The organism is Streptomyces sp. LZ34 (genome assembly GCF_053890475.1).
This window is the reverse complement of sequence record NZ_CM132680.1, coordinates 10693420-10719142: the sequence shown is the minus strand read 5'-3', so window position 1 is coordinate 10719142 and position 25723 is coordinate 10693420. Positions and strand designations below refer to the sequence as shown.

Genomic DNA, 25723 nt, shown 5'->3' with positions numbered 1-25723 from the left:
ACCCCGTGAGAGTCCCGGTCGCTTGCTTAGTGTTCGATGAACATCTTACAGCGCTGGTGTTCGCTCTCCATTGACACCCACCGGGGATCCACGAACCAAAAATCTATCGCCCATAAAACTTAACGGTTGGGGTTGTGACAGCTCACGTGACCGGCACTCCCAGGACCCCGGAGCAGCGGGGCGGTCCCCAACGGGAAGTTCGCGAAGTTCGTCGACGCCACGGGCTATGTCACCGAGGCCGAACGCATCGGTTGGTCCTACGTGTTCGCCTGTTTCCTGTCGGCCGCACTGCGACGCAAGGCACCCCGCCCGGTCGGCACCCCTTGATGGTGCGGGTCACCGCCGCCCGCTGGGACCAGCCCGAGGGCCCGGCACCCGCCGACGCCTTCGAGCCCAACGGATTCGGGTTCTTCAACACCTCGGGCAACGTGTGGGAGTGGTGCACGGACTGGTGGAGCACGCACCACCCGTCCGGGAAGGCGATCGACCCGCAGGGCCCCGCCACCGGGCAGGAGAAGGTCATCCGCGGTGGATCGCACCTGTGCCACAAGTCCTACTGCAACCGGTACCGCGTCGCCGCCCGTACCGCCAACACACCCGACGGCGCCAGCGGCCACACTGCATTCCGCTGCGCCCGAGACGCCTGAACACCCGCGACCGACTGCGGGTGCTCGCGGAGGAGCTTACGGCAGGGCGGGCGGGCAGGCCGAGGGGCCCGGTGCGGCCGTTCGGTCAGGTGGCGTGACGGCTGACGGCCTGGACGAGGTGGTCGACGTCCTGCTCCGTGGTGGCGAAGGAGGTCACGAAGCGGACGACACCGGGCTCCCAGCGGTCGTGGTAGAAGGCGTAGCCCTCGGCCAGGAGTTCTTCGATCACCTTCTGGGGCAGACGGCAGAAGACAACGTTGGCGTCGGCGGCACCGAGCAGCCCCACGCCGGGCACCGCTTTCAGGCCCTCCCGGAGACGGGCCGCCATAGCGCCCGCGTGGGCCGCGTTGCGCAGCCACAGGTCGTCGCTGAGGTAGGCGTCCATCTGGGCCGCCTGGAAGCGCATCTTGGAAGTGAGCTGGCCGGCCCGCTTGGCGCGGAAGGCGAGTTCGGAAGTGAGGGGTCGGTCGAAGACGACGATCGCGTCGGCCGTCATCGTGCCGTTCTTGGTGGCCCCGAAGGACAGCAGGTCGACCCCGGCCCGCCAGGTCAGCTCGGCGGGAGTGCAGCCGAGGGAGGACACGGCTCCGGCGAAACGCGCACCATCCATGTGCAGGCGCAGACCCGCCTCCTTGGCGATCGCCCCGAGCCCGCGGATCTCATCGAGGGTGTACACGGCTCCGGTCTCCGTGGCCTGGGTGACGCTCACCACGGAGGGCTCCACACTGTGCACGTCCCCGGCCTTGTGCCGTGCGGCAGCCCGCAGCTCCTCCGGGTCGATCTTGGCATCGTCCCCGCCCAGCGGGACCAGCTTCGCGCCCGCCGTGTAGAACTCGGGCGCACCGCACTCGTCGTTGTTGATGTGGCTGTCGCGGTGGCACAGCACGCTGCCCCAGGGCGGGGTCAGCGCGGCCAGGCTCAGGGCGTTCGCGGCGGTCCCGGTGGAGACCAGCAGGACGTCGACGTCACGTTCGAATATCTCGCTCAGTCTGCGCCTGACCGTGGCCGTGCTGTCGTCTGCTCCGTAGGGCAGGGCCGGGCCGGAGATCGCCCCGGTCACCGCTTCGATGATCTCCGGTGAGGTGCCGGCGACGTTGTCGCTGCTGAAGATGCGTGACGTCGGGTTGGTTGTGGTGGTGCTCATGGTCGGAGGTCCTTGCTGTTATTGGACGGGCTGTTCTTGTGCAGCGGGTTCTGGTTTCTGAGCCGACAGAGGAACCCGGCGCTGCGCCGCTGCCGGGTCAGCTGTCGCGGCGGTGCCGTGGCGCGGAGCAGTCCCCCGGCGGGAGGAGGGCCCGCGCCGGATCCACCGCCGCGATGAGCTGGCACAGCGCGCCGTAATAGACCTCGTGGTCGGTCACGGCGGGCACGATCGCGGCCAGGTTGCCGGTCAGCGCCGGGAACTCCTCCGGATCGAGCGCGGCCAGCGCGGTGCGGGTGGCGGCCTGGGCAGCCTTGGCGTCGCGGTGGTCCACGAAGCCGGCGCTCCCGAGGGTCAGCAGGTACATCCGCCGGTACGCGGTGATCGCGTCCTCGGGAGTCAATCCGGCGGCGAGACTGTCGGCGAGTTGCGGCTCGACCAGGCGGGCAAGCAGGTGGGGTCCGAGCCAGGGCCGCGTGCCGCGCAGGGCGAGCAGCCCCGGATGAGCGGCCAGCAACTGGTAGAGGGCGGTGAACCGGGTCTCGGTGGCGGCGGCCCAGTCGGCGTCCGGTTCGGTCTCGGGCAACTGGGCGGCCAGGTGGTCGACGCACAAGTCCAGCAGTCCGGCCAGGTCGGTGCAGCGACGTTGCAGCGAAGCGAGAGAGATCTGCAGCCGCGCGGCCAGCGCACGGAAGGTCAAAGCCTCAGGACCGCCCCCATCGATCAGGAGGAGAGCGGCTTCGGCGATGCGGTCCGGGGTCGCGCGGTCCAGTGAGGGAGAGTGCCGGGGCATGCGAGTCATCGTACGGTACAACGTATCGAATGTCCCAGGAGCCTCATTCGGCCACATCACCACGGCGGCCTTGAAGAAAGATCTCCTTGGGGTTCCTGTCGGACGCCCGCTTCTCCCGCCCGACGGCCGAAGACAGCAGCGCAAGGATCGCCCCGGAAGGAGGCGGCGGCGCGTCGACCAACAAGTGCGCTCGATCCGCATCCTGGTGCTGCGCCTGGCGAAGGAGAACCCGAGCTGGGGGTACCGACGCCTGCACGGCGAGCTCCTCGTACTGGGGGTGAAGGTGGGCGCGTCCACCGTCTGGGAAATCCTGAAGGAGGCCGGCATCGACCCAGCACCCGAGCGGAACTCCAGCACCTGGGCCAACTTCCTTCGCACCCAGGCTGATGCCCTGCTGGCCTGCGACTTCATGGAAACAGTCACCCTCTCGGGGACACGGATGTACGTGCTCGTAGTGATCGAACACAGCAGTCGCCGGATCCGCATCCTGGGCGCCACCACACATCCGACCGCCTCCTGGATGGCGCAAGCGGCGAAGAACCTGGTCATGGACCTCGAAGACCTCGGCTGCCGGGCACGGTTCATGATCCGGGACAGGGACGGGAAGTTCCCCGAACTGTTCGATGCCGTCCTCAAGGACGCGGGGATCGACGTCGTGCTCACCGGCGTCCAGATGCCGAGGATGAACTCGATCATGGAAAGGTGGATACAGACCTGTCGCCGCGAGCTTCTGGACCGGACGTTGATCTGGAACCAGCGAAACCTCCTCCACACCCTGCGCGAGTTCGAGCAGTTCTACAACGGACACCGACCACACCAGGCCATCGCGAACGGCAGACCGCTGCACCCCTTGCCCCCACCCATCGACGATCCGGACACGTTAGCCCGCCTCGACATACGCCGGCACGATCGCCTCGGCGGTATCCTCCACGAATACCGACATGCAGCGTGACCTGCACGGATGAGATTTCCGGCAAGGGCAAGATCCTGTTGCCCATTTGCTGTTTGTGCTGGTCGGGGTGTTGATTGTTGCGGCAGGCTGGTCTGGTGGCCGGTCCTTCTCGTTCCCGGTCATGGAGCGGGAGGGTGTCTGTGTCGATGGAGCCGCGGTCGTGGCCGGAGCCGGCGCCGGAGGTGGCTCGGGCGGTGCGGGCAAAGTACCGGGGACGTCAGGTGCCGCTGCCGGTCGTGGTGCGTGATCGGCTCGGTGAGTTGTTCGCGGATGCCGAGTTCGCGGAAGCGTTCGCGGTTACGGGGCCGCGTGGCTGGTCACCGGGCCGCTTGGCATTGGTCACGGTGCTGCAGATGGCCGAGAACCTGACCGACCGGCAGGCTGCCGAGGCGGCGCGGGACAAACTCTCGTGGTCCTACGCGCTCGGACTGGGCCTGGAGGATCCCGGCTTCGACTTCAGTGTCCTCTCCCAGTTCCGTACCCGGGTTGCCGCCCATGGCCTGGAAGAGAAGGTACTGGACTTGCTGGTGGCCAGGCTGGTCGAACAAGGCCTGCTGGCCGCAGGAGGCAAGCAGCGCACGGACTCCACCCACGTGATCGCGGCGGTGCGCGACCTGAACCGGCTGGAACTGGCCGGGGAAGCGGTTCGCGCCGCACTTGAAACGCTGACCTGCGCGGATCCGGACTGGGTCGCACAGAGCGTGGACGTGACCTCATGGAGCAGGCGGTACGGACCACGGGTGGACAGCTGGCGCCTGCCCACCTCCCGGACCAAGCAGCAGAAACTGGCCGTGGACTTCGCCCGGGACGGCTTCGCCCTGCTGGGCGCGGTCTACCACTCCAGCTCTCCGGACTGGCTACGCGAACTGCCCACGGTGCAGGTCCTGCGGTGCGTGCTGCTGCAGAACTACACCCGCACCACCACCCGAGGCAGCCGCCAGGTCGTCAAGCGGCGGGAAAAGACCGATGAAGGCGGTGACGGCCGCCCGCCCGGCCACCTACGTCTGACCTCGCCTTATGACACCGATGCTCGCTGGTCCGCCAAACGCGACATGTTCTGGAACGGCTACAAACTCCACATCAGCGAAACCTGCACCTCCGCCCCCGAGAAGGCACGCACACACCCGAACCTGATCACGAACATCGCCACCACCCACTCCACAGTGCCGGACAGCAAGACTCTCCCCGCAGTCCACCACGCGCTCCAGCAACGCGGGCTGCTGCCCGATGAGCACTATCTCGACTCCGGATACGCCACCGCCGAACTCATCCACGGCTCGATCAAGACCTACGGCATCGCACTGATCACGCCGGTCCTGCTGGACACCTCCCGCCAGGCCAAAGCCCAGGCAGGCTTCGCCGCCACCGACTTCACCATCGACTGGGAAGCCAAGAAGGCCACCTGCCCCGCCGGACATACCAGCGCCACCTGGAACCCCGTCGTAAGCGAAGGTATCCCCAAGACCGTGGTCAGCTTCGCCGCCCTCGACTGCATCCCCTGCCCCTTCAAACCCCAGTGCACCACCGCGAAGAAGAACCGCCGCCAACTCTCCCTCCACCCCAGACAGATGACCGAGGCACTCCGGCACACCCGAACCCGGCAGAAGACCAAGGACTGGAACACCGACTACGCCTTACGCGCCGGCATCGAGGGCACCATCCGGCAGGCCACCGCAGTCACCGGCACACGCCGCACACGCTACCGAGGCCTGGCCAAGACCCATCTCGAACACATCTACTCCGCCGTCGCACTCAACCTGATCCGCCTGAACGCCTGGTGGAACGACCGCCCCCTGGACCGCACCCGCACCAGCCACCTCACCCGACTCGAGCACACCCTCACCGCATAACCACAATGGGCAACAGGATCGGGCAGAGGCCGGCCGCGCGGAGTCGGCCGACCAGGTTGTCGTGGCGGGCAGGCGGTGATCACCGAGCCGCGCGCGGGTCGGGCGGTGGAGGTCCACAGCAGCCGCCCCTTGCATCGGTCAGGGCGATGACCAGCAGCCCGTGCCGTTTGTGCTTGGCCGACCAGCGGCGTCTCATCGGGTGGCCGGTGCGGCCGCGGTGAAGCGCGTCATTTCTCGGCTGGGGTGGGGGCTCGGGGGAGGCGTAGTTGGAAGCATGCTCCGAGGGTCCGGGGGGTGAGGGTGAGGGTGCCTCGGTGGCGGTGGGCCAGGTCACGGGCGATGGCGAGGCCCAGGCCGGTGCCGCCTTGGTCGCGGGAGCGGGCGTCGTCGAGCCGGACGAAGCGTTCGAAGATGCGCTCGGCGTCCTCGGTGGGCACGCCCGGTCCGTCGTCGTGCACCGTGAGGACGACCCAGGCGTCCTGGTTCCGGACGGTGATCTGGATGCGGTGTGCGGCGTGGCGGGCGGCGTTGTCGATGAGGTTGCGCAGCAGCCGTTCGTATTCGTCGGGGTTTCCGTGTGCGTGTGCGGGGGCGGTGCTGTCGCAGGTGAGGGTCAACGGTCGTTCGGTGAGGGGGTATTGCTCGGTCAGCCGGGAGGCGAGGGCTGTCAGGTCAACGGTTTCAGGGCTGGCTATGGGGTGCGGGTGTCGAGGCGGGCGAGGAGCAGCAGGTCTTCGGCGAGGGCGTGGAGGCGGCGGGTCTGTCGTGCGGCGGTGGTGGCCGCGGCGGGCCAGTCGGTGCGTTCCGGGTAGGCGAGCGCGACTTCCAGTCTGGCCAGCAGTGTGGTGAGGGGGCTGCGCAGTTCGTGGGCGGCGTCCGCGACGAAGCGGCGTTGCTGGGCGGCGGCGTTGTCGAGGCGTTGGAGGGTGGTGTTGATGGTGGTGGCCAGGGCGGTGATCTCGTGTCCCGTGGCGGGGACGGTGACGCGTTCGCGGGGGTCGCTCGCGGTGACCGAGGCGGTGAGGACGCGGATGGCTTCGACCGGCCGCAGCGCGATTCGGACGGCGAAGTAGGCGACGGCGGCGATCAGTACGAGGCTGACGAGCCCGGCCCGCAGCAGCAGGCGGTCGGTGGTCTTGGTGATTGCCTCGGCTGTGTGCGGGAGCACCACCACATAGACCCGCAGCTTGGCGTCGGCGGCGACGCCCAGAGCGGCGACTTTGTCGCTGCTCAGTTCATCGGCGCTGATATCGGCGGACATGACCAGGTAGGTCCCGCCGGCCAGTTCGAATCTGTCCCTGGGGTTGTAGTCGCGGCGCACCGGTATGCGGATGGGACGGATCGTCAAGAACGCGGACCCCTTGGCCTCCGATGGGGCGGGCAGCACATGGCGGGTGCCGGGATCGAGGTCGTCCATGCCTCCGCCGTAGGCGACAGCGGAGCGCCGGCCGCTCGCGACGACCTCGTACGGCACGGCGCTTCTGCGAACGGGAACCACACCCTCGTTCAGCTGATCGATGAGAGACCAGAGCTGCATCTGGGCTTGTTCTTCGGCGATCTGCGTGCCCTGGCGGTAGACGTCGTGGTGTACCCACCAGCCGATGCCCACCAGGATGACGGCGGCGGTCGAGGCGGCGGCCAGGGCCGCGCGGGCCCGTACCGAACGCGGCCACCAGCGGCGTCGCGGCTCAGTCGCGTTCACGGTCGTCCACCAGCCGGTAGCCGGTACCCCGTACGGTCTGCAGGGACTGCCGGTGGAACGCGGCGTCCACCTTCTTGCGGAGGGCGCTGACGCGCGCCTCCACCAGGTTGGGATCCCGGGCTTCGTCGGGCCACGCGTGATAGAGCAGATCCGTTTTGGAGACCGCCTGGCCCGCCCGGCGGGCCAGCAGCTCCAGCACGGCGAACTCCCGGGGTGTGAGTTCCACCCGGGCCCCGGCCCGGCGGCAGACCCGGCCGGCGACATCCAACGAGAGGTCGCCCACGGCAAGGACGGGCGGGGCGACCGTGGCGGCTCGTCTGACCAGGGCCCGCAGCCGTGCGACGAGCACCACGTAGGAGAAGGGCTTGGCCAGGTAGTCATCAGCCCCCGTGTCCAGGGCCTCCGCCTGATCCCACTCCCCGTCCTTGGCGGTGAGGACCAGGATGGGGGTCGCGTTGCCCTCCCGGCGCAACTGGGCGCAGACCTTGTAGCCGTTGAGTCCGGGCAGCATCAAGTCCAGTACGACAAGGGCGTATTCGCCGGTCCGGGCCATCCACAGTCCCTGCCGGCCGTCATGGGCGAGGTCGACGCTGTAGCCCTCGGCGGTCAGACCGGTGTGCAGGGTGTGGGCAAGGTCCACCTCGTCTTCGACCACCAGGATGCGCATGCGGTTCAGCCTCGCACAGCGCCGGCCCGCCTTCCTGATCGGCCGGTCAGGTTGGATCAGCAACCGGTCAACGAGGTCCGGGCACGCTGGCGGAGTGTCTTCGCCACTGCTGAAAGGCCCTGCCACCGATGTCCTGTGATGAACGTGGCCCCGCCGTGGCCAGAACGGTTTCCCCTCCCATACTCGCCCGTCGACAATCACCGAGCCCGGCCAAAGCCGTTGTCGTCATCGCGCCCTTGTCGCTGACCAGCGCTCTATTGATCCGAAACTCAATCGGTTCTATTCGGGGATGTAGCGGACGTGCGGGCCCCCGAAGTAGCCGCGGACGACGTGTGGCTGACGTTGACGCCGGTGGAAGAATCTGCGTGTCTCGGCGGCGAGTTGGGTCTGGTCGCAACCGGCGCGCCAAAAACTTTCAAGGACGTACGACAGCGGATGCTGTGTCGTGTCGGTCTGAAGCGGAGAGGATCTTGAGCCGCGGCCCGAAAGTCTCCCTCGCTAAGTTCAATGAACTGAAGTGGAACGCGTCCGATGACGCGAAGAGCACCTCGGCCACGCAAGATTCTGTAGCCCACTGGAGTGAGTAAATGAGCTCGGCGGGATTCGACTATCCAGCACCGTGGCTAGCTGAAGACGGATGGACTAATTCGACGAGATCGAGACGGCGAACACCCGTCGCCAGCAAAATGTTCGAGCAATTCTGGCCGATCATCGAGCCAGAAATCAATCAAATTGCCCAGTGGGACGTTCGTTAGCTCCACAAGAGTTCCGCGGGAAATACTGAACGGACGACCATTGCCTCTCTCCGTCTCGGCGGTCCAACTGCCTGTAGATGGTGTTCATGCCGGCAGATTCGCATGGGCGCGTACACGCTGGCGCCAACACTACGTCCCGATTTCGGCTACCGCCCTAGCCCTGCCGCTTTATGCAGTATGGGCCGCCTATCTGGCAACAGGTGGCGGTGATCTTGCCGCGCAATTTTCATGGGCGGATTTCGTCTCCCGAAACCGCGGATCCCCCTACAACCTGGGCTGGTACGGGGGCATCCACGTCGGCAACTATAGTGTAATTGCGCCGCAGTTGATGGCTTTTCTTGGTGTGCGGACTGTCACTGCGGGGGCGGGAATCATTGCCACCTGGTTCATGGGGCGTGTGTTCGTACGTAGCGGAGTAAGTCGTCCGCTGTGGCCTACACTCCTGGCGGCCCTGTCTCTCTGGGCGAATGTCGCATCGGGGCGCTCGACTTTCGCACTGGGCGTGACTCTGGCACTAGTGTCCTGTCTTAGCCTGGCAGGTTCCAGCCGGCGCTTGGTCCTGGCATCGGCGTTCAGCGCCCTGGCAACTCTGGCTAGTCCCGTCGCAGGGCTGTTCCTCCTGGTTCTTGGGGCAGGGTGGCTCTTGAACCGGGATATTGGAAGAGCTATCGCTGTTTGTGCACCGCCTGTCGCAGTGGTCGCTTTGGCAATCTTGCTCTTTCCTTTTAGCGGCGTAATGCCCATGGCAATGGGCGATATTTGGAAGCCAGCCCTCTTCGGAATCGTTCTGGCGCTGCTGGCACCGCGAGAGTGGAGGACTCTACGTTTCAGCTCCGCGGTTTATGCGTCAGGTGTGGTTTTGACCGGACTGATTTCTTCGCCTGTCGGTTCCAACGTAATCCGTCTCGCTGAACTATTCGGGCCTCCGGTGCTTCTCTGCGTGCTACTCGAGCGCGGCGTTCAAATAGCGTCAAGGGTAGCTATCGGGCTTTCCCTCGCTCTTTCTGTGCAGTGGGTGACGGCACACACTATCCATGTGCTCAATATGTCGACACCTGTGCCGTCATGGGCGTCCCACACGCAAGGTGTACTGAAAGCACTCGACCGTTTGCACGCGGACCGCACGCGTGTGGAGGTAGTGCCTGCTGTCAATCATCGTGAAACCACCGTACTCGGTCCTCACGTGAATCTGGCACGGGGGTGGAATCGTCAGCTCGATGTAGAACGTGGGGGCCTGTTCTATGAAAACCAGTTCACGATTGGGAAATATCGCGCATGGCTCGACAAGTGGGCGGTAGGTTATGTCGTCTTGCCGGGGGGTGAGCCTGACTGGGCGGCAAAAGACGAAGCCAAGCTCGTCCGCAGCAGACCAAGCTGGCTGGAGCCGGTATGGCACGACTCCCAGTGGCAGATTTATCGGGTGAAGGGTGCCAGGCCAATTATCTCAGGTGCAGATGCGTCAGTCGTCAGCAGCGACAATGCAAAAATTGCAGTACAAGTTCCCAAGCCCGGCATGGTTAGGTTGCGTATCCCCTATTCCCCCTGGCTACGCACCAGCGCTGGTTGTATCGAGCGTGATGGTGACTGGATCCGTTTCAAAGTTTCCACACCAGGGCTGTATGAAATCGGCAGCTCCTATGCGGTGCCTTGGCAAGGGAACTGCTGACGTGAGAGGGGAGAACAGGGGTGGCGGAGCAATGACATCCGATCGCAGGAGACGTCCGGGCGGATCCGCCCGTTCCCGAGGATCAGGGGCGGGAAGTCCCGGCTCAGCGCGAGGACATCGCATCCTCGGGCATGAGCCCTAACCGAGTCGTGGCCGGCCGCTACCGTCTGCTCGCCCCTCTCGGAGAAGGCGGCATGGGCACCGTGTGGCGCGCCCACGACGAGGTGCTGCACCGGGAGGTCGCCGTCAAGGAGGTCCGGGCTCCGGCCGGGCTGCCCAGCGCCAAGGTGGAGCGTCTGTACACACGGCTGGAGCGCGAGGCGTGGGCCGCGGCGCGCGTCACGGGATGTGACCGAGATACGCGCCAAAGGGGCAACGGGATGATCTTGAAGCACTGATCCGCTCGGATTTACCTGCGGCGACGTGCAGCGGGGTCGCGTTCGGCGACGTGCCGGGCGACCGAGTCGACGCCGGGGCGGGCGTAGCGCTCCAGGGAGCGGACGGAGGCGTGGCGGGAGCGGGCCAGCAGCATCGGGGTGGAGGTGCCGTCCTCCGCGTCGTGCGTCAGGGCACTGTGACGTAGCCGGTGAAGCGTCCAGCCGTCCAGGTCCTCGATGTCGTCGGGCGAGGCGAGGGGGTTTGCCAGCAGCCGGGTGTTCTCCTCGAAGATCTCCTCAGCGCGGCGGTAGGAGAGCCGGGCCCGGCCGGTCTCCGGGCACACGTCGAGCGTGGGTGTTCCGGCCGGGGCCTTGCGGTCGGTGAGGAACAGCGGGCCGCGGGTACGGCGGGCGATGAGGCGGGGCAGGAGCTGGGCGGTGCCGGACTGCCAGTGGATCCACTCGGTCGCCCCGCCCTTGGCGGTGATCCTGCCGCGCTTGTCCTGCGGGTAGAGGTCTTCCACGTTGAGGCACAGCACCTCGTCGGCCCGTGCGGCGGACTCGTAGAGCATCTTCCACTGCGTCTTCTCCCGCAGCGCGACGTCGAGGCGCCACAGGGCGGCGATCTGGTTCTCCGCGAGAGCCTTGGTGCGGTCCGGCGGCGCCGGCCGCCGCTCGATGCCGATCGTCGGATCGCACTCGATCCAGCCTTGGCGCTGCCACCAGCCGATCGCCTTGCGCGCGATGGACAGCTCCCGGTTGACGGTGTCGGCGTCCATCTCGTCCGCCCGCGCCGCCGCCAGCTCGGCCAAGACCTCCGGTAGTGCCGGGTCGTCGATCGCGGCGACGGGGAAGACGGGCGGTTTCGCGCCTCGGCGGGCGGGTCCGGTCGGCGGCGGTTCGCCGGCGAGCATCCATCCCCACGTCGTGAGGGAGATCCGGTAGATCCGCGCGGAGGACTTCGCGATGCCCGCGCCGGTGAGGTACCGCTCGACCGCCGCGGTGTACGACGACGGCGGGGCGGACAGAGGTACGACCCGAGCGCGCGGCAACCGAAGTGCGCCCCCGCTCCCGAGTTCGGTCACCGGTTCGATCGTTGTGAATGTCCGTACTCGCGTGCACGGATGAGCTGGGGTTTCGTCGCGCAGTGCAGGGAACTGTGAACTCTCCCGCGTCACGAAGTCGCCTGCACTACGGTCAAGTTGGCCGTAGTCGTGTGCGCGTTTTGCGGAGGGGGCCGAGTGGTGGAGGGACCGGTGGCCGAGCGTGGGGTGCTGACCGCTCCGGCCGGTGTGGGGGATGCCGCGGTACGGCAGGCCGAGGTGATCGGGCCGCTCGCCGAGAAGGCCAGGGTGGGGCTGGCGGACGCGGATGAGGCCGCCGCAATGCGGGGGATATCCCGGCGTCAGGTGTATGTGCTGGTGGGGCGGTGGCGCGCGGGTGTGGGGGTGGTCTCGGACCTGCTGCCGGGCCGTTCCGGTGGTGGCCGCGGGAGTGGGCGGCTGCCGGACGAGGTCGAGGCGATCGTTGCGGAGGTGCTCCGCAGGCGGTACCTGACGCGGCAGCGCCGGAGCGTGGCGGCCGTCCACCGGGAGATCGCACGCCAGTGCCGCCTTGGTGGGCTGCGGGCTCCGTCGCGGGGGTCGGTGGTGCGGCGGATCGCGCGGCTGGAGCCGATCTCTTCCACGGTCGCGCGGGAGGGGAGCGAGGCGGCCCGCCGGTTGCGGCCAGCTGGGGGTGTGCCGCCTGCGATGGTCGATTTGCTGGAGCAGGTCCAGGTCGACCACACGCCGGTGGACGTGATCGTGGTCGACGAGCAGCACCGGATGCCGATCGGCCGCCCGTATTTGACGGCGGCGATCGATGTGATCAGCCGGTGCGTGGTGGGCCTGGTGGTGACACTGGAGGCGCCGTCGGCGACCTCGGTCGGGCTGTGCCTGGCGCATGCGGTCACCGACAAGCGGCCGTGGCTGGAGCGGCTGGGGGTGGAGGCCGCCTGGCCGATGAGCGGCAAGCCACGCGAGCTGTACCTGGACAACGCCTCCGAGTTCAAGAGCGAGGCGCTTCGCCGCGGTTGCGACCAGCACGGCATCGGCTTGCGGTACCGGCCGCCGGGCCTGCCGCACTTCGGCGGGATCGTTGAGCGGCTGATCGGCACGATGATGGAGCTGGTCCACGAATTGCCGGGCACGACGTTCTCCAGCATCGCCGACCGCGGCACCTATGACAGCGACGGCAAGGCAGTGCTGACGCTGCTGGAGCTTCAGCGGTGGCTGGCGCTGGCGGTGGCCTGCTACCACGGCCAGGTGCACGAGACCCTGAGCCGTACTCCGGCCGGGGTCTGGGCGGAGAAGGCCGCGGGGGCCGAGTTGGTGACCGTGACCAACGAGACCGCGTTCTTGGTGGACTTCCTGCCTGTGGTCCGCCGGACCTTGTCCCGGTCGGGGTTCGTGATCGACTACGTGCAGTACTACAGCGACGCGCTCAGGCCGTGGATCGCCCGCCGCGACGAGCTGGGCCGGTTCGTCCTGCGCCGTGATCCGCGTGACATCAGCCGGATCTGGGTCCTGGACCCGGAGGGCACCGACTATCTGGAGGTGCCCTACCGGACGCTGTCGCGGCCCCCGATCAGCGCGTGGGAACAGAAGGCGGCTGTCGCGCGGCTGCGCGAGCTGGGCCGCGCCGAGGTCGATGAGGACGCGCTGTTCGCCATGGTGGCGCAGATGCGCCAGATCACCGAAACCGCGAGTGCGGTCACCCGCAAGGCTCGCCGTGACCGCCAGCGCCGAAGCGAGGCGCAGCCCGGGACGGGGCCCTCGCTGCCGCCGAAGCCGCCTGCCCCGTCGGCCGGGCAGGACGGGGAGGCGGCGGTCAAGCCGTTCGAGGTCATCGAACAGTGGTGAACGAGGACTTGTCGCACCTGCACCCGGCCGCGCAGCAGATCGCGCGGCTGCCGGTTGCCGAGCGGCTGCGGTACGTACGAGCGGACCGGTGGATCGGCTACCCGCGGGCCGCCGAGGCGGTTCAGCGGCTGGAGACGCTGCTGGCCTGGCCGTCCAAGCAGCGGATGCCGAACCTGCTGCTGATCGGGCCGACCAACAACGGCAAGTCGATGATCGTGGAGAAGTTCCGCCGCGCACACGCGCCGGTCTCGCACCCGGACCGCGAGGAGATCCCGGTGCTGGTGATGCAGATGCCTTCCGACCCGACGGTGATCCGCTTCTACACCGCGCTGCTGGCCGCGCTCGGCGCCCCGCTGCGGGCCCGTTACCGGCTGGCCGACGTCGAACAGTTGGCGCTGCGGATGCTGCGGTCGGCCGGGGTGCGCATGCTGGTCATCGACGAGCTGCACAACGTCCTCGGCGGGCGCGGCGACAAGCGCCGGGAGTTCTTGAACCTGCTGCGGTTTCTGGGCAACGAATTGCGCATCCCGCTGGTCGGCGTCGGCACCCGGGACGCCTATCTGGCTATCCGGGCCGATGACCAGCTGGAGAACCGGTTCGCGCCACTGACGCTGCCGCGCTGGGAGACCGGCGCCGATGCCTGCTCCCTGTTGGCCAGCTTCGCCGCGGCGTTCCCGCTGCGCAGGCCCTCGCCCATCGCCACCACCGAGATGGCCGGCTACCTGCTCACCCGCAGCGAAGGCACGATCGGAGAGCTGGCCCACCTGCTCACCGACGCCGCGGTGGCCGCGATCGAATCTGGTGAGGAGGCCATCAACCAGCGCACCCTGCTGCTGGCCCCGTATGCCGGGCCGAGCGAGCGGCGCCGGCTGTTCGAACGCGAGCTGACGTGAGCGGCGTTCGGCGGTGGCCACTGCACCCGCAGCCCGGCCCGCTGGAAGCCCTCTCGTCGTGGCTGGGCCGACTGGCCCGGTTGTACGAGATGCCGGTGACCGACCTGCTCACCCGCAACCTCGGCCTGGTCGGCCTGGCCGTTCCGGCCGACCTGGACTACGACCCGCCGGCGCCGATGCTCGCCGCGCTGGCCGAACGCACCGGCGTCGAACTCGCCCGGCTGCGGGCGATGACGCTGGCGGGCTGGGAGCCCTGGCTGTTCGACACACTCACCGTGCCGATCGATCAGACACAGCCGATGTTCGACGCCTACGTGCGGGACCACTCCGTGCTCCTGGCCCCGGGCGAGGCCGGCACCAACCAGGTCAACCGCTGGAAGCGCTGGCCGGGCCCGTGGCTCGGACGGTCGCTGCACCGGGCCTGCCCGGTGTGCGCCGCCGACCCCGACCGCGGGCGGGCCCTGATCTGGCGGCTGCCGCTGATGACCGGCTGCATCGAGCACGGGTGCCGCCTCGAAGAAGCCGCCGCAGTCGATGCCGCCCTCGCCCTCGGCCATGAGGGGCCGGGACCGACGCAGTTGGCCGAACCACTGGCCACCGTGGACCGCTACACCTACGAAGGACTCACCACCGGACGGGTCACCCTCCCCGGCCGCACCGTGCACGCCGGGGTGTGGTTCCGGCTGCTGCGCTCGCTGCTGGACGAGGTCAGCCTCTCCCTGACCGGCCGCAGCAGTCACGGCCGGGCCATGCTGGAACACGTCTGGGAGGCCACCGGCCGAGAACAACGTGCCGGACTGACCACCTGGCGGCCCTACGAATACCTGGCGCCCGAGGTCCAGGAGGCGATGCTGCACGCCGCCGGCACCGCACTGAACCTGGCCGCCAAAGGGACCGTGATCGCCTGCGGCCGTCTCGCCTCGACCCTGCGTCCGGAGCAACGTCACGTCTACGACGGCGACCGGCCCGCACCGCACCGCAGCTCCTGGCAGGAGGCCATGGATCAGATAGAGACGGCGCTCGCCCTGGCCCGCACCGACCGCGACGCCGCCCGCCAGCTTCTGATCCTGCTCACCCTCGGCTGTCGCACCATCAACCGGTTCGAAGAAGAACGCGCCTTCCTGTTCGGTGCCGGCGTCCCCGCTGACTTCCTGCCCAGCGCCCGCGAACTCGGCCGCATCGATCTCACCTGACATCCGTGTTCCACATCCTTGGAAGTGGAACGGGATGCTCGACGCCCCGTCAGGACGCTGACATCCTGGGGCGATCGCCGGGCGGATCGTTCCGTAAGCCGTTCCACAACAAGTGTTCCGAAAGGGTCGTACGAAGCTAACTTCCGGTACGGTGTGGCGATGGCAACCGACCAGCGGCGCCCCGCCCAGGGACTCGAACTCGCCTACGCCCGGGTTTCCACCACCAAACAGAGCCTGGAACGCCAACTCGACGCCCTCGGGGCAGCGGGCATCCCGGATGAACGGATCTACGTCGACAAGAAGAGTGGCGCCACTGTCGAACGCCCCGGCCTGACCAATCTCCTCGCCTACGCCCGTCCCGGCGACACCATCGTGGTGCACACCCTCGACCGGCTCGGCCGCAACCTGCGTGAAGTCCTCAACCTCGTCCACGATCTGAGCGACAGGCAGGTCGGTGTGCGCTCGTTGGCCGATCCGCTGCCGATCAACACCGCCGACGAGGGCATGGGCCGCATCGCCTTCCTGCTGCTGGCCTTGTTCGCTGAGATGGAGCGCACGTTCACCGCCGAGCGAGCCGCCCACGCCCGCGCCGTCGCCGAAGCCGCCGGCCGCCGCATCGGCCGCCCCGTCGCCCACCCCGCCGACAAGATCGAGTACGCCAGGCTCCTCAAGCAGCAGGGCATCAGCCTCGGGCAGATCGCCGCGAAGACCGGAATCCCCAAGACCTCGCTTCACCGCTATCTCGCCGAGGCAGCCTCCGCCGCCGCACCGTCCGGAGACGCGCAATGACCTTGGCTCCTGACCCACAACAGGTCGAGGTCATCGGACGGAGCGGAAGCCCTGCGCGCGCAGCAGTCGACGGCCCCGCTCCGAAGCCGGGGACGCGCCGGGGATGGAAAGCTGATCCGGATCAGGGTGGCCGTCTTGGCGAATACCCCCGCCGTCTGGCGGGTTTCTGGGTAACGGGCGTGTCGCCTTCGCGGTCGCGTCATGATCCCCATCGCGCTGGTTCGCCGGCCGGAAGAACAGGAATGTTCGAAACGGGGGAGGCGTAGCAGTGCGAGACCAGCTTCTCGGGGGCCGTTACCGGTTGGTGCGGCAGCTCGGTGAGGGCGGTATGGGGCAAGTATGGGAGGCGCAGGACGAGACGCTGGGTCGACCCGTCGCGGTCAAGGTGATCTCCCTGCTCGCCGGTGGCGGAAGTCGCGGCGGAGAGGCACGCGCCAGGTTCCTGCGCGAGGCACGGATCACCGCCCAACTGCAGCACCCGAACATCGTGACCATCCACGATCTCGGCGAGACCGGCACCGAGGGCAACAGAGCTCCGTTCCTCGTGATGGAGCTGGTCCGCGGCGAGGGCCTGGACGCAATGCTGCGCCGAGGCATCGTCACCCTGCCGGACGCTGCCCGATGGGGCGCGCAGATAGGTGACGCCCTTGCTGACGCGCATGACGCCGGAATCATGCACCGGGACATCAAGCCCTCCAACATCCTCATCACGCCCTCCGGCACCGTGAAGGTCTTCGACTTCGGCATCGCGAGGGCAGCCGACCCCTACGCGACCGCAGACCGCCTCACCCAGACCGGCTTCATCGTGGGCACACCCCCCTACATGGCACCCGAACAAGCGCGGGGCTTCCCGGAACCGAGCAGCGACCTGTACGCACTCGGCTGCCTCCTCTTCGAGCTGATCACAGGACGACTGCCGTTCCAGGCCCCCGACACCGTGGGATACCTCACGGCCCACCTCACCCAGGAGCCGCCCGCCCCCAGCTCGGTCTCCGCCGGCGTCCCACCCGCCTGGGACGACCTCGTGCTGAGGCTGTTGCACAAGGACCCCGCCCAGCGATACCCGAACGCAGCCGACCTCTCCCAGGCGCTGCGACAACTCGACCGCGCCCCCGAGCCACCGCCACCGCCACCGCCACCGCCACCGCCACCAGCGTCAGACCGCCCGTTCACCATTGCGTGGACGGGAAAGGAACCCCTGTCCACCTACACCGATTCTTCGGGCAAGGGCTGCCTGGCCGGTTTGTCCAAGGTAGGGCTGGCACTGACGACGCCAGGCGTCGTCGTGCCGCTGCTGCTGCACAAGTTAGAAAGGCAGAGCGGTGAGGGTTGGATAGGGTGGTTCAGTGTGTCGATCGTCTTCGGGCTATTCGCGCTCGGGACTCTTCTGTGGCTCTCTACAGTGACCTACCGGCTCAGGACATCGGGCTGGTCCCTGCTCGTTGGGCCGCAGGGCATCGCGACCACCAGCACCACTGGCAGGCGTGAATACCGGTGGAACCAGGTAAACGGGGTCACGATCGAAGAGATCGACGCCCCCATAGAATTCAACTGGCTCGATGGAAGCGGGTCTCGCAGCGCGCGCCCCTATAGGTACACCGGCCTCTACGCCCAGTTCACCATCGACGCAGCGCGCTCGGCCCCAGCCCATCCGGCAGGGTGGCCCCCGTCGCACCCAGGAAAGATCGCCGTCCGCAAGAGCGGGCTCATCCCCGTCTGTGTACTCGGACCGATGACTAACCGTCAGCGGACTGAACTGACAAAAGCCCTCGCCCAGTGTACAGAGGTCAGGGCAGGGCTCGCGGAGCGGGTGCTGGGCCATATCGAGGCGGCCCTGGAGCAGGTCGACCAAGAGGCGGGCGAGGAACCTCCCACCGCACGGTGAGACCCACGCCAAGGTTCGGCCGCCCGCCAGCCGGAGCGCAGGCCACTTCGGACACCCGCGCAGACGACTCCGGAAGCTGACATCGATCGCCACGCCGTCCCGCCCTTCCGGCACTGCCGCAGTAAATGCGTACACCTCGCCCCGGCGGCCGGATTGGTCCGCCGCAGGTCGCGGTGATCACGGTAGGGGCCCTGCCGCAGTAAATCCGGTATTTACTGCGGTAGTTGTGAATACGTCTCCGCGATCGAGTAAACGCCCGAATGCGTTTCTGCTGTGCGGACTTGAGGAGAGTGGACTGTCAGTGCCCGGGGCCAGCATGCTTACCTGGGTCATGCCCCAGATCCTCCGTCACGGGCAGGCACTCGGCGAGCAGGTCGACGACGTCGCGCCAGGCTCGCTGCGCGTGCCGTGGGTGGTAGCCGACGCCGGGGACCACGGGGTGGCCGACCGGCGGGTGGTGGAAGGCGTGCAAGGCGCCGCCGTAGACCGCGAGGCGCCAGTCGACGCCCGCGGCCTGCATCTCAGCGGTGAACGCGTTCCGTTGCGCGGGCGGCATGATCGGGTCTTCCGACCCGACCCCGGCCCACACCGGGCAGCGAATGCGCGCCGCCTCGCCCGGTCGGCCCGTGGTCAGTGCGTTGACTGTCCCGATCGCGCGCAGGCTGACGCCGCCGCGCCCGAGTTCCAGCCCGACGGCACCCCCCGTGCCATAGCCGACGGCGGCGATCCGGTCGGGGTCGGTCCGCGGTTCGGTGCACAACACATCGAGCGCCGCATGGCCGATGCCTCGCATCCGCTCGGGATCAGCGAGCAGCGGCAGGCAACGGGCCAGCATCTCCTCGGGGTCGCCCAAATAGCGCCCGCCATGAAGGTCGAAGGCCAGCGCTATATATCCCAGCTCGGCAAGAGCATCGGCCCGGCGGCGCTCGACGTCGCTGAGCCCCATGCCCTCTGGTCCGAGCAGCACCGCGGGCCGGCGGTCGACACCGGCCGGGAGCGCGAGGTGCCCGATCATCGTCAAACCGTCGGCCGGATACTCGACCGTACGCGTCGTAATCGTCGTCATGAGACTGGACTGTAGTGATCGTCGAGCCCGGTCCGGCCGGTGTTCTGCCGCTGGCAGAACAGCGCGGGTATCCCTCTGAAATACGGCGAGGGCCCACAAGAACCGTCACAAACCCCGCCCCCACGGCAGCGCTATCGGATCACCTGCCCGGGCCACGGTGTTGGAGGCTGACCCTCGCAGCAGGATTCTGGGGTATACCGGCCCGCTCCCGTGAAGGGCGTCACCAGCTAGTTCCCTCACGGCTCAGGCAGCCTGGCCGAGACCGGCGGCGGTCAGGTCCTGCTCGCGCAGCGGGGTGAAGTCGACGTCGAGTTTCGGGTCGTACGCCTCGGGCTGGATGCCGAGTTCGTGGGTGCTGTACTCGCCGAACCGGTTGATGTGTTCGGTCAGGTACGGCGAGATGTGCGCCAGGTCTTCCGGGTCGGACTCTGTCGGGAATCTTGAGGACGGACAGTCAACGATCGTGACGTTGCGTCAGGCTTGTGGGGGCGTTCTGCCCATGTCTCCCAGGAGCCTGACATGTCCCTCCAGCCCCGTCCCGGAGCCGAGATCCCGGCGCTGACCGTGCGGGTCGCCCGGGCCAGCAACCCCCACGGCACCACTGCGATGTGGATCCGCGACCGCCTCGACGGCCTGTTCAGCGACGAGGACTTCACCGCCTGGTACCCGCGCGACGGCCGCCCCGGGCTCTCGCCCGCGCAGCTGGCCACCGTCTGCGTGCTGCAGTACGCGCTGAACCTGTCGGACCGCCAGGCCGCCGAGGCGGTGCGCTGCCGCATCGACTTCAAGTACGCCCTCGGCCTGGAGCTGGAAGACCCCGGCTTCCACCACAGCGTGCTGTCCGACTTCCGCGACCGGCTCGCCGAGGGCGACCGCGCCGACCGGCTGCTGGGCCTGACACTGACCCGGATCCGGCGGGCCGGCCTGCTCAAGGGGCGCGCCGCCCGCACCAGTCGACCATTTCCATAAACTATGAATATAAAAATGCTATGCTTCGAGCATGAGTCGTCAAGACACCGCTCCTGGCGCGTCCGCCGCCATCGGGGCAGCCCTCTACGGCCTGGCCACCAGGGCCGCGAGACGCCTGCCCCGGGACATGAGCCTGACGTCCGCCGCCACCCTGGCCACCCTGGACCGGACCGGCCCGCGGCGCATCACCGATCTGGCCGCGGTCGAGGGCGTCACCCAGCCCGCGATGACCGCCCTGGTCCGGGTGATGGAGGAGTCCGGCCTGGTCGAGCGGCGGGGCGACGCGTCCGACAAGCGGGTCACGCTGGTGTGCCTGACCGAGGCCGGCGCCTCCTATGTCCGGACGCGGCGCCAGGCGGGCGTCCACGCGTTCGAGCGGTTGATCGGCGAGCTCACCGGCGACGAGGTCGAGGCGCTGGTGGCGGCCCTTCCGGCGCTGAAGCATCTGGCAGAGCTCGAAAGCCAGGACCGCGAAGGGCCGAAGCAGTGACCGGGCAGCCGGTCGGCGGGGTCGCGGTGAAGGCGTTCCCGGTGGCGCGTTCCGAGGCGCGGCTGCTGGTCCCCGCCCTGATGTTCATCGCTCTGGTCGTGGCGGCGGTCGCCAGCCTCGGGACACCGCTCATCACCAGCGTGGCGACCTCGTTCCACGTCTCGCTCGGCAGCGCGCAGTGGACGCTGACCGTCGCGCTGCTCAGCGGCGCCGTCGCCACGCCGGTCCTGGGCCGGCTCGGAGCCGGCCGGCACCGGCGGGCCACGATCCTCGCCACGCTGGCGGTCGTCGTCGCCGGCAGCGCGCTCACCGTGCTGCCGCTGCCGTTCGCGTGGCTGCTGGCCGGCAGGGCGGCCCAGGGCGTCGGGCTCGGGCTGACGGCGCTGATGATGGGCGTGGCCCGGGACCACCTCCCCGAGGAGCGCAGCGCGGCCGTGATCGCCCTGATCTCGGTGGTCTCGATCATCGGGGCCGGCGTCGGCTACCCGCTGGCCGCACTGCTCGCCGAGCTCGGCGGGGTACGGGCCGCCTACGGCCTCGGCCTGGTCGTCACCGCCGCCGCCCTCCTGACCGCGTGGCGCTCCATGCCCGAAGCCCCCGAAGGCCGCTCCGCCCACGTGGACGTGGCAGGCTCGGTCGTCCTGGCCGCTGCGCTGCTCCTGGTGCTGTTCCTCGCCGGCGAACGGAATCTGTGGAGCCGGCACCTCGCCGTGGCGGCGGGCCTCGCCGTCGTCGCGGTGGTGCTGCTCTGCGTCTGGGCCGTCATCGAGCTGCGCAGCACGACGCCCCTGGTCGATGTGCGGGCGGTGCGGCACCCGGCGGTCGCCGGGGCGAACCTCGCCATGTTCGTCGGCGGGATCGGCATGTACCTCCTGCTCACGCTCATCACCCGGTACGCGCAGACGCCGCACGGCGCCGGCTACGGCTTCGGGCTGACGACCTTCGTCGCCGGGCTGGTCCTCATCCCGTTCTCGGTGCTGGGGTTCGTCGCCGGCAAGCTCACGCCGCGGGTCCGGACGCGGATCGCCGACCCCCTGCTCCTGGCCGGCAGCGCCGTCGTGGTCGGCGGCGGGTTCGCCCTGTTCGCGGCGGCCCGGTCGGACCTGGCCGAACTGTTCGCGGCGATGGGCGTGCTCGGCTTCGGCGTCGGCGGCTTCTCGGCCGCGATGCCCGGCGTCATCCTGGCCGTCACCCCCAAGAGCGAGACGTCGAGCGCCATGAGCTTCAACTACGTCGTCCGCAGCGTCGGGTACTCCCTGGGCAGCGCCATCGGCGGCCTGATCCTCGCCGCGGGCACCGGCCCCGGCCACCTCTTCCCCGACGACAGCGCCTACACCACCGCGGCGCTGGTCGGCATCGGCGCCATGGCGATCACGACGCTGACAAGCCTCGCTCTCGCCCGCCGACGCTCGTCCGAGACCAACCCGTAAGTCAGATGCACTCATCCCAACACTGGAGGTTCCATGCCCAAGGGCTACTGGGTCAGCGCCTACCGCACCATTTCAGACCCTGAGAAGCTGGCTGCTTACAACAAGCTGGCCGGTCCGGCCGTCGAGGCCGGGGGCGGTCGGATCCTCGCCCGTGGCAGTCGGGTCGTGGCGCATGACGCCGGAATCGCCGGGCGCACCGTCCTGATCGAGTTCGACAGCTTCGAGCAGGCCGTCGCGGCGCACGAGAGTGCGGCCTACCAGGAGGCGCTGGTCGCCCTCTCCGACGGCGTCGAGCGCGACTTCCGCATCGTCGAAGGCATCGACTGACCGAGGTCCAGTCGGATCTTCACTGAAGCAGCAGGATTCTGGGGTATACCGGCCCGCTCCCGTGAAGGGTGTCACCAGCTAGTTCCCTCACGGCTCAGGCAGCCTGGCCGAGGCCGGCGGCGGTCAGGTCCTGCTCGCGCAGCGGGGTGAAGTCGACGTCGAGTTTCGGGTCGTACGCCTCGGGCTGGATGCCGAGTTCGTGGGTGCTGTACTCGCCGAACCGGTTGATGTGTTCGGTCAGGTACGGCGAGATGTGCGCCAGGTCTTCCGGGTCGATCTCCCATCCCTCTTCCAGCAGCTGGCGGACGATCTCCGCGATGTCCAGGGCATTGTGGAAGATCACCGCGTTCGTGAGCAGGGCGTTGAACTTCATCGCCTTTTCCTGCTCGATGGGGTCGTTGTCGGCAATGACACCGCGGTTGCCGAAGCCAATCCACTGGGAGAACCGGTTGAACGACTCGACCTTGTTGGTCGCCGCGGTCACCCGTCGGCGAAGCGGCGCGTCCGAGAGGTAGCGCAGGAGCTGGACGGTGCGGATCACGCGGCCGACCTCGCGGAAGGCGGCGTAGGTGGCGTTCTTCCTCGACCCCGAGTGCAGGCGCTTGAGCAGTGTGGAGGAGGAGATGGTGCCCTCGCGTACGGAGACGGCCACGCGCATCAGGTGGCGGAACTGGCCCAGTTCCTGATCCTGGGCATCAAGTCGAAGCCCAGCAGGTGGGCGAGCGCAAAGACAGGGAAGCTCTGGCCCTGCGTATCCGCGTGCACCGTGGTCGGCTGCACCTCGCTGGTGTTCTTCAGCAGTCCCTCGATGATGTACACGGCCTCCCACACCCCGCACGGGATGAAGTGCGTGAACAGCGCGATGTAGGTGTCCGAGACGTGGTGGTAGGCGATCCCGCCCGGCTTGCCGTACCGCACGCTCGTCTCGGAGAGCAGGTTGTCGAGATAGGTGTCCATGTGGGTGCCGTCCGCCGCCACCGCGGTTCCGTCGCCCCACGCCTGCGAGATGTCGAGGCGGGCGTGTGCGTTCACCAGGTCGGCGACCGCCTCGTTCAGCAGCACGATCGAGAAGTGCTTGTTGGCGACGTACGACAGCTCGTGCCCGCTCACGCCGGGGATGTGCCGGGCGGCCTCGTACGGGCCCATGTTGGTGCCCTTGACGAACGTGACGATCACGTAGCGGCCCAGGGGGTCGGTGAGCTTGGGCTCGTTGCCGGACGGCGGGCCGAAACGGCGCCACCACTCCACCCAGTACGCGGTCCGGGCCACGATCCCCATCAGGGAACGCTTCCGGCATCCTCGCCTTGATCTCCTGCTCCAGCCGCCTCGCCGAGGGCCGCTGACCGTCAGCCCTGAACGCCTTCAGCGACGGGATACCCGTCTCCGGATCGATCACCAAGCCATCGTTCTCCGGGTACCCGGCATCCGCCGCGGCGGCCGCGCCCCGCAGCTTGTCCTCCAGCTGCCGGCGGAAGAACTGGGCGTCGAACTCGGCACTCTCGCCCTGCTCGGCGAGGCCGACCTCCACCAGGTAGGACCCCAGCGTCTCCTGGACGACCTCCCAGGTCAGCAGCTGCTCGGACCAGTCGGCGTACTCCTCCGAGCCGACCACCGCGACGTCGCCGGTGCGCAGTTCCTCGGCGAGCGCGGTGAAGACCATCGCCTCGAAGTGCTTGCGCACGAACTGCCCGGTCCGGGTTGTCGACCACCGCCTTGCGCCAGTTCTGGGTGGCGAAGGAGATGTCGACCTCCTTGCCCTCCTCGTTGAAGGCGGTGATGTACTCGCCGCGGGCCGCCTGGTGCCGCTGGGCGTGTGCGAGGGCGTCCAGCACCCGGCTGTCCTCGCTGGTCGCGGTGAACTTCAGCTTGCCGTTCTCGGCCAGGTCGAACATCACCGCCCGGTCCCGGCCGATCTGCCCGTACAGCAGCACCTCCCAGAAGTTGCCGTGATGGGCAGAGACCTTCTCGATCTGCTCGTACTGCTTCGCGAACCCGCCGATGCCGTCCACCGCGCGGGTGACCGCGCCGAACCCGCCGGCCTGCACCACCTGGGCCTTCACCAGGGCGAGGACCGCCGGGGAGACCCTGCCCTCCAGCCACGTCGCGACCTCGTCAACCGACGCCTCCTCGTCCAGACCCTCCAGGGTCTGGCGGACCTCGGCGGTCATGGCCGCGGCCTTCGCGAGCGCCTCCTGGGCCGGGCCGCCCTCGTCGATGTGCTTGAGCACCGTGCGGTAGTTCCCGATCAGGGCCTCGACGATCTCCCGCTCCGCGAGCCGGATCTCCTCCAGCTCCGCCTTGGCCTTCTTGATCTTCATCGCCACGCGCTTGCAGAACATCGTCGCCAGGTCGTCCCGCACCCGCATCCGCGCCTTGTGCGTCAAGGCCGCGACCAGCGCGATGCGCTTGACGGGGACGAAGTCCCGCAGCTCCGAGGCGTCCGACGCGTCCGCCTCCCCAGCGAAGTCGGTGACCTTCCCCGCGGCGACTCCGTCCATCCACACGTCGGTGTCGCCGAGCTCGTCCAGCCATTCCAGACGCTTGGTCAGGTTCTTGAAGTGCGACCAGGTCGGGCCCTTGGCGGGCTTCTTCAGCCGGTTGAACAGCGTCGTCCCGTCGCTGTCACGGTCCTCCAACAGCCGCATGAGCCCTGCCCGCTGAGCAGCGCTCATGCGGTCGTGGATGCCCGTACAGATCGAGGCGTTCACCTCGGTACGGATTTTCGAGGCCATCTTGTCGAAGGTCGAGAACCCCGGCAGCTCCAGCCCGGCCTCCACCACCTTCTCCAGCGCGATGTTAATGAGGTCCGCCGGGCGGTTCTTCGCCGCGGCCTCCTTGCGGATCGACTGCTCGACGATCCCGCGGGCCTTGGCCTGGTCGTACGTCACTCCGGCCTGCTTGCGGACCAGGCCCCGGTGGTGCTTGGCGATCCGCTCCGCCCGGTACGCCGGCAGCGTGCCCTCCGGCAGCTCCATCGCACGCCGGACGAAGTCCACCACCATCTCCGGGACGTCCTCCAGCGCCGGGAAACACCCCATACGCCGGTACGACTTCAGCATCAGCAGCAGCGCCAGCAGATGCTCATCGCAGTCCGTGGCATCGGCCGCCCACTCCAGCTCATCGCGACTCGGGGAGAAGAACAGATGCAGCTCATGCGCGGTGATCAGCCGCTTGAACCGCGGATACGCGGTCCGTTCAATCGATGTCACAACCCACCCCAGGCCCCAG

General features: G+C 68.3%; 17 protein-coding genes and 5 pseudogenes. 14 read left to right on the top strand and 8 right to left on the bottom strand.

Annotation, left to right across the window (positions count from 1 at the left end):
- Nucleotides 1–180: 180 nt before the first annotated feature.
- Nucleotides 181–647, top strand: a pseudogene (locus ACWY4P_RS45940) (formylglycine-generating enzyme family protein); the annotation flags it as partial.
- 85 nt (nt 648–732) lie between these two features.
- Here the strand turns inward: ACWY4P_RS45940 and ACWY4P_RS45935 are convergent.
- A complete protein-coding gene (locus tag ACWY4P_RS45935) occupies nt 733–1791 on the bottom strand; it encodes a threonine aldolase family protein (RefSeq protein WP_456206767.1) in 1059 nt (352 codons plus the stop codon).
- A 97-nt stretch (nt 1792–1888) separates the two neighbouring features.
- Complete coding sequence (locus tag ACWY4P_RS45930) at nt 1889–2581, bottom strand: TetR/AcrR family transcriptional regulator (RefSeq protein ID WP_456206766.1); 693 nt, start codon at nt 2579–2581, stop codon at nt 1889–1891.
- A 139-nt stretch (nt 2582–2720) separates the two neighbouring features.
- Between ACWY4P_RS45930 and ACWY4P_RS45925 the strand changes: the two are divergent.
- Together ACWY4P_RS45925 and ACWY4P_RS45920 are read left to right on the top strand one after the other, a co-directional pair.
- A pseudogene (locus ACWY4P_RS45925) lies at nt 2721–3533 on the top strand (integrase core domain-containing protein); the annotation flags it as partial.
- Nucleotides 3534–3679: 146 nt separating this feature from the next.
- On the top strand, nt 3680–5383 hold the full coding sequence (locus tag ACWY4P_RS45920) for an IS1182 family transposase (RefSeq protein WP_456213279.1): 1704 nt from the start codon (nt 3680–3682) through the stop codon (nt 5381–5383).
- Between the two features lie 227 nt (nt 5384–5610).
- On the opposite strand, the pseudogene ACWY4P_RS45915 reads toward ACWY4P_RS45920, so the two are convergent.
- Nucleotides 5611–7085 (bottom strand): annotated as a pseudogene (locus ACWY4P_RS45915) (sensor histidine kinase).
- Nucleotides 7072–7752 carry a response regulator transcription factor gene (locus ACWY4P_RS45910; RefSeq protein ID WP_456206765.1) on the bottom strand — a complete coding sequence of 227 codons (681 nt, stop codon included), beginning with the start codon at nt 7750–7752 and terminating at the stop codon, nt 7072–7074. Before ACWY4P_RS45910 ends, ACWY4P_RS45915 begins: the two are co-directional and overlap by 14 nt.
- A gap of 1458 nt (nt 7753–9210) precedes the next feature.
- Between ACWY4P_RS45910 and ACWY4P_RS45905 the strand changes: the two genes are divergently transcribed.
- Nucleotides 9211–10173 carry a hypothetical protein gene (locus ACWY4P_RS45905; RefSeq protein WP_456206764.1) on the top strand — a complete coding sequence of 321 codons (963 nt, stop codon included), beginning with the start codon at nt 9211–9213 and terminating at the stop codon, nt 10171–10173.
- 131 nt (nt 10174–10304) lie between these two features.
- Nucleotides 10305–10514 (top strand): annotated as a pseudogene (locus ACWY4P_RS45900) (serine/threonine protein kinase); the annotation flags it as partial.
- 68 nt (nt 10515–10582) lie between these two features.
- Here ACWY4P_RS45900 and ACWY4P_RS45895 read toward each other — a convergent pair.
- Nucleotides 10583–11635, bottom strand: a complete 1053-nt coding sequence (locus tag ACWY4P_RS45895) for a tyrosine-type recombinase/integrase (RefSeq protein WP_456206763.1) — start codon at nt 11633–11635, stop codon at nt 10583–10585.
- A gap of 171 nt (nt 11636–11806) precedes the next feature.
- On the opposite strand from ACWY4P_RS45895, the gene ACWY4P_RS45890 reads away from it, so the two are divergent.
- From ACWY4P_RS45890 to ACWY4P_RS45870, 5 genes are all read left to right on the top strand, one after another.
- The gene (locus ACWY4P_RS45890) at nt 11807–13453 is read left to right on the top strand and encodes a Mu transposase C-terminal domain-containing protein (RefSeq protein ID WP_456206762.1); all 1647 of its coding nucleotides are present in this window, start codon (nt 11807–11809) and stop codon (nt 13451–13453) included.
- Nucleotides 13450–14346, top strand: coding sequence for a TniB family NTP-binding protein (locus ACWY4P_RS45885; RefSeq protein ID WP_456206761.1), 897 nt, complete (start codon nt 13450–13452; stop codon nt 14344–14346). Before ACWY4P_RS45890 ends, ACWY4P_RS45885 begins: the two co-directional genes overlap by 4 nt.
- Nucleotides 14343–15539: a TniQ family protein gene (locus tag ACWY4P_RS45880; RefSeq protein WP_456206760.1), complete on the top strand. Its 1197-nt coding sequence runs from the start codon at nt 14343–14345 to the stop codon at nt 15537–15539. The genes ACWY4P_RS45885 and ACWY4P_RS45880 overlap by 4 nt, the downstream gene beginning before the upstream one ends.
- A 159-nt stretch (nt 15540–15698) precedes the next feature.
- The gene (locus tag ACWY4P_RS45875; RefSeq protein ID WP_456206759.1) at nt 15699–16328 is read left to right on the top strand and encodes a recombinase family protein; all 630 of its coding nucleotides are present in this window, start codon (nt 15699–15701) and stop codon (nt 16326–16328) included.
- 304 nt (nt 16329–16632) lie between these two features.
- A complete protein-coding gene (locus ACWY4P_RS45870; RefSeq protein ID WP_456213278.1) occupies nt 16633–18213 on the top strand; it encodes a protein kinase domain-containing protein in 1581 nt (526 codons plus the stop codon).
- A 298-nt stretch (nt 18214–18511) separates the two neighbouring features.
- Here the strand turns inward: ACWY4P_RS45870 and ACWY4P_RS45865 are convergent, their stop codons facing one another.
- Nucleotides 18512–19279 carry a dienelactone hydrolase family protein gene (locus tag ACWY4P_RS45865; RefSeq protein ID WP_365954547.1) on the bottom strand — a complete coding sequence of 256 codons (768 nt, stop codon included), beginning with the start codon at nt 19277–19279 and terminating at the stop codon, nt 18512–18514.
- Nucleotides 19280–19798: 519 nt separating this feature from the next.
- Between ACWY4P_RS45865 and ACWY4P_RS45860 the strand changes: the two genes are divergently transcribed.
- The 4 genes from ACWY4P_RS45860 to ACWY4P_RS45845 all read left to right on the top strand — a co-directional run bounded on the left by ACWY4P_RS45860 (nt 19799) and on the right by ACWY4P_RS45845 (nt 22495).
- On the top strand, nt 19799–20248 hold the full coding sequence (locus ACWY4P_RS45860; protein WP_456206758.1) for a transposase: 450 nt from the start codon (nt 19799–19801) through the stop codon (nt 20246–20248).
- A gap of 127 nt (nt 20249–20375) precedes the next feature.
- Nucleotides 20376–20738 carry a MarR family winged helix-turn-helix transcriptional regulator gene (locus tag ACWY4P_RS45855; RefSeq protein WP_014173936.1) on the top strand — a complete coding sequence of 121 codons (363 nt, stop codon included), beginning with the start codon at nt 20376–20378 and terminating at the stop codon, nt 20736–20738.
- Nucleotides 20735–22168: an MFS transporter gene (locus ACWY4P_RS45850; protein ID WP_456206757.1), complete on the top strand. Its 1434-nt coding sequence runs from the start codon at nt 20735–20737 to the stop codon at nt 22166–22168. The genes ACWY4P_RS45855 and ACWY4P_RS45850 overlap by 4 nt, the downstream gene beginning before the upstream one ends.
- A 33-nt stretch (nt 22169–22201) precedes the next feature.
- The gene (locus ACWY4P_RS45845) at nt 22202–22495 is read left to right on the top strand and encodes a DUF1330 domain-containing protein (protein WP_456206756.1); all 294 of its coding nucleotides are present in this window, start codon (nt 22202–22204) and stop codon (nt 22493–22495) included.
- A gap of 94 nt (nt 22496–22589) precedes the next feature.
- On the opposite strand, the pseudogene ACWY4P_RS45840 reads toward ACWY4P_RS45845, so the two are convergent.
- A pseudogene (locus ACWY4P_RS45840) lies at nt 22590–23773 on the bottom strand (transposase).
- Nucleotides 23774–23841: 68 nt separating this feature from the next.
- Nucleotides 23842–25704, bottom strand: a complete 1863-nt coding sequence (locus tag ACWY4P_RS45835; protein WP_456206755.1) for a DUF4158 domain-containing protein — start codon at nt 25702–25704, stop codon at nt 23842–23844.
- Between the last annotated feature and the right edge of the window lie 19 nt (nt 25705–25723).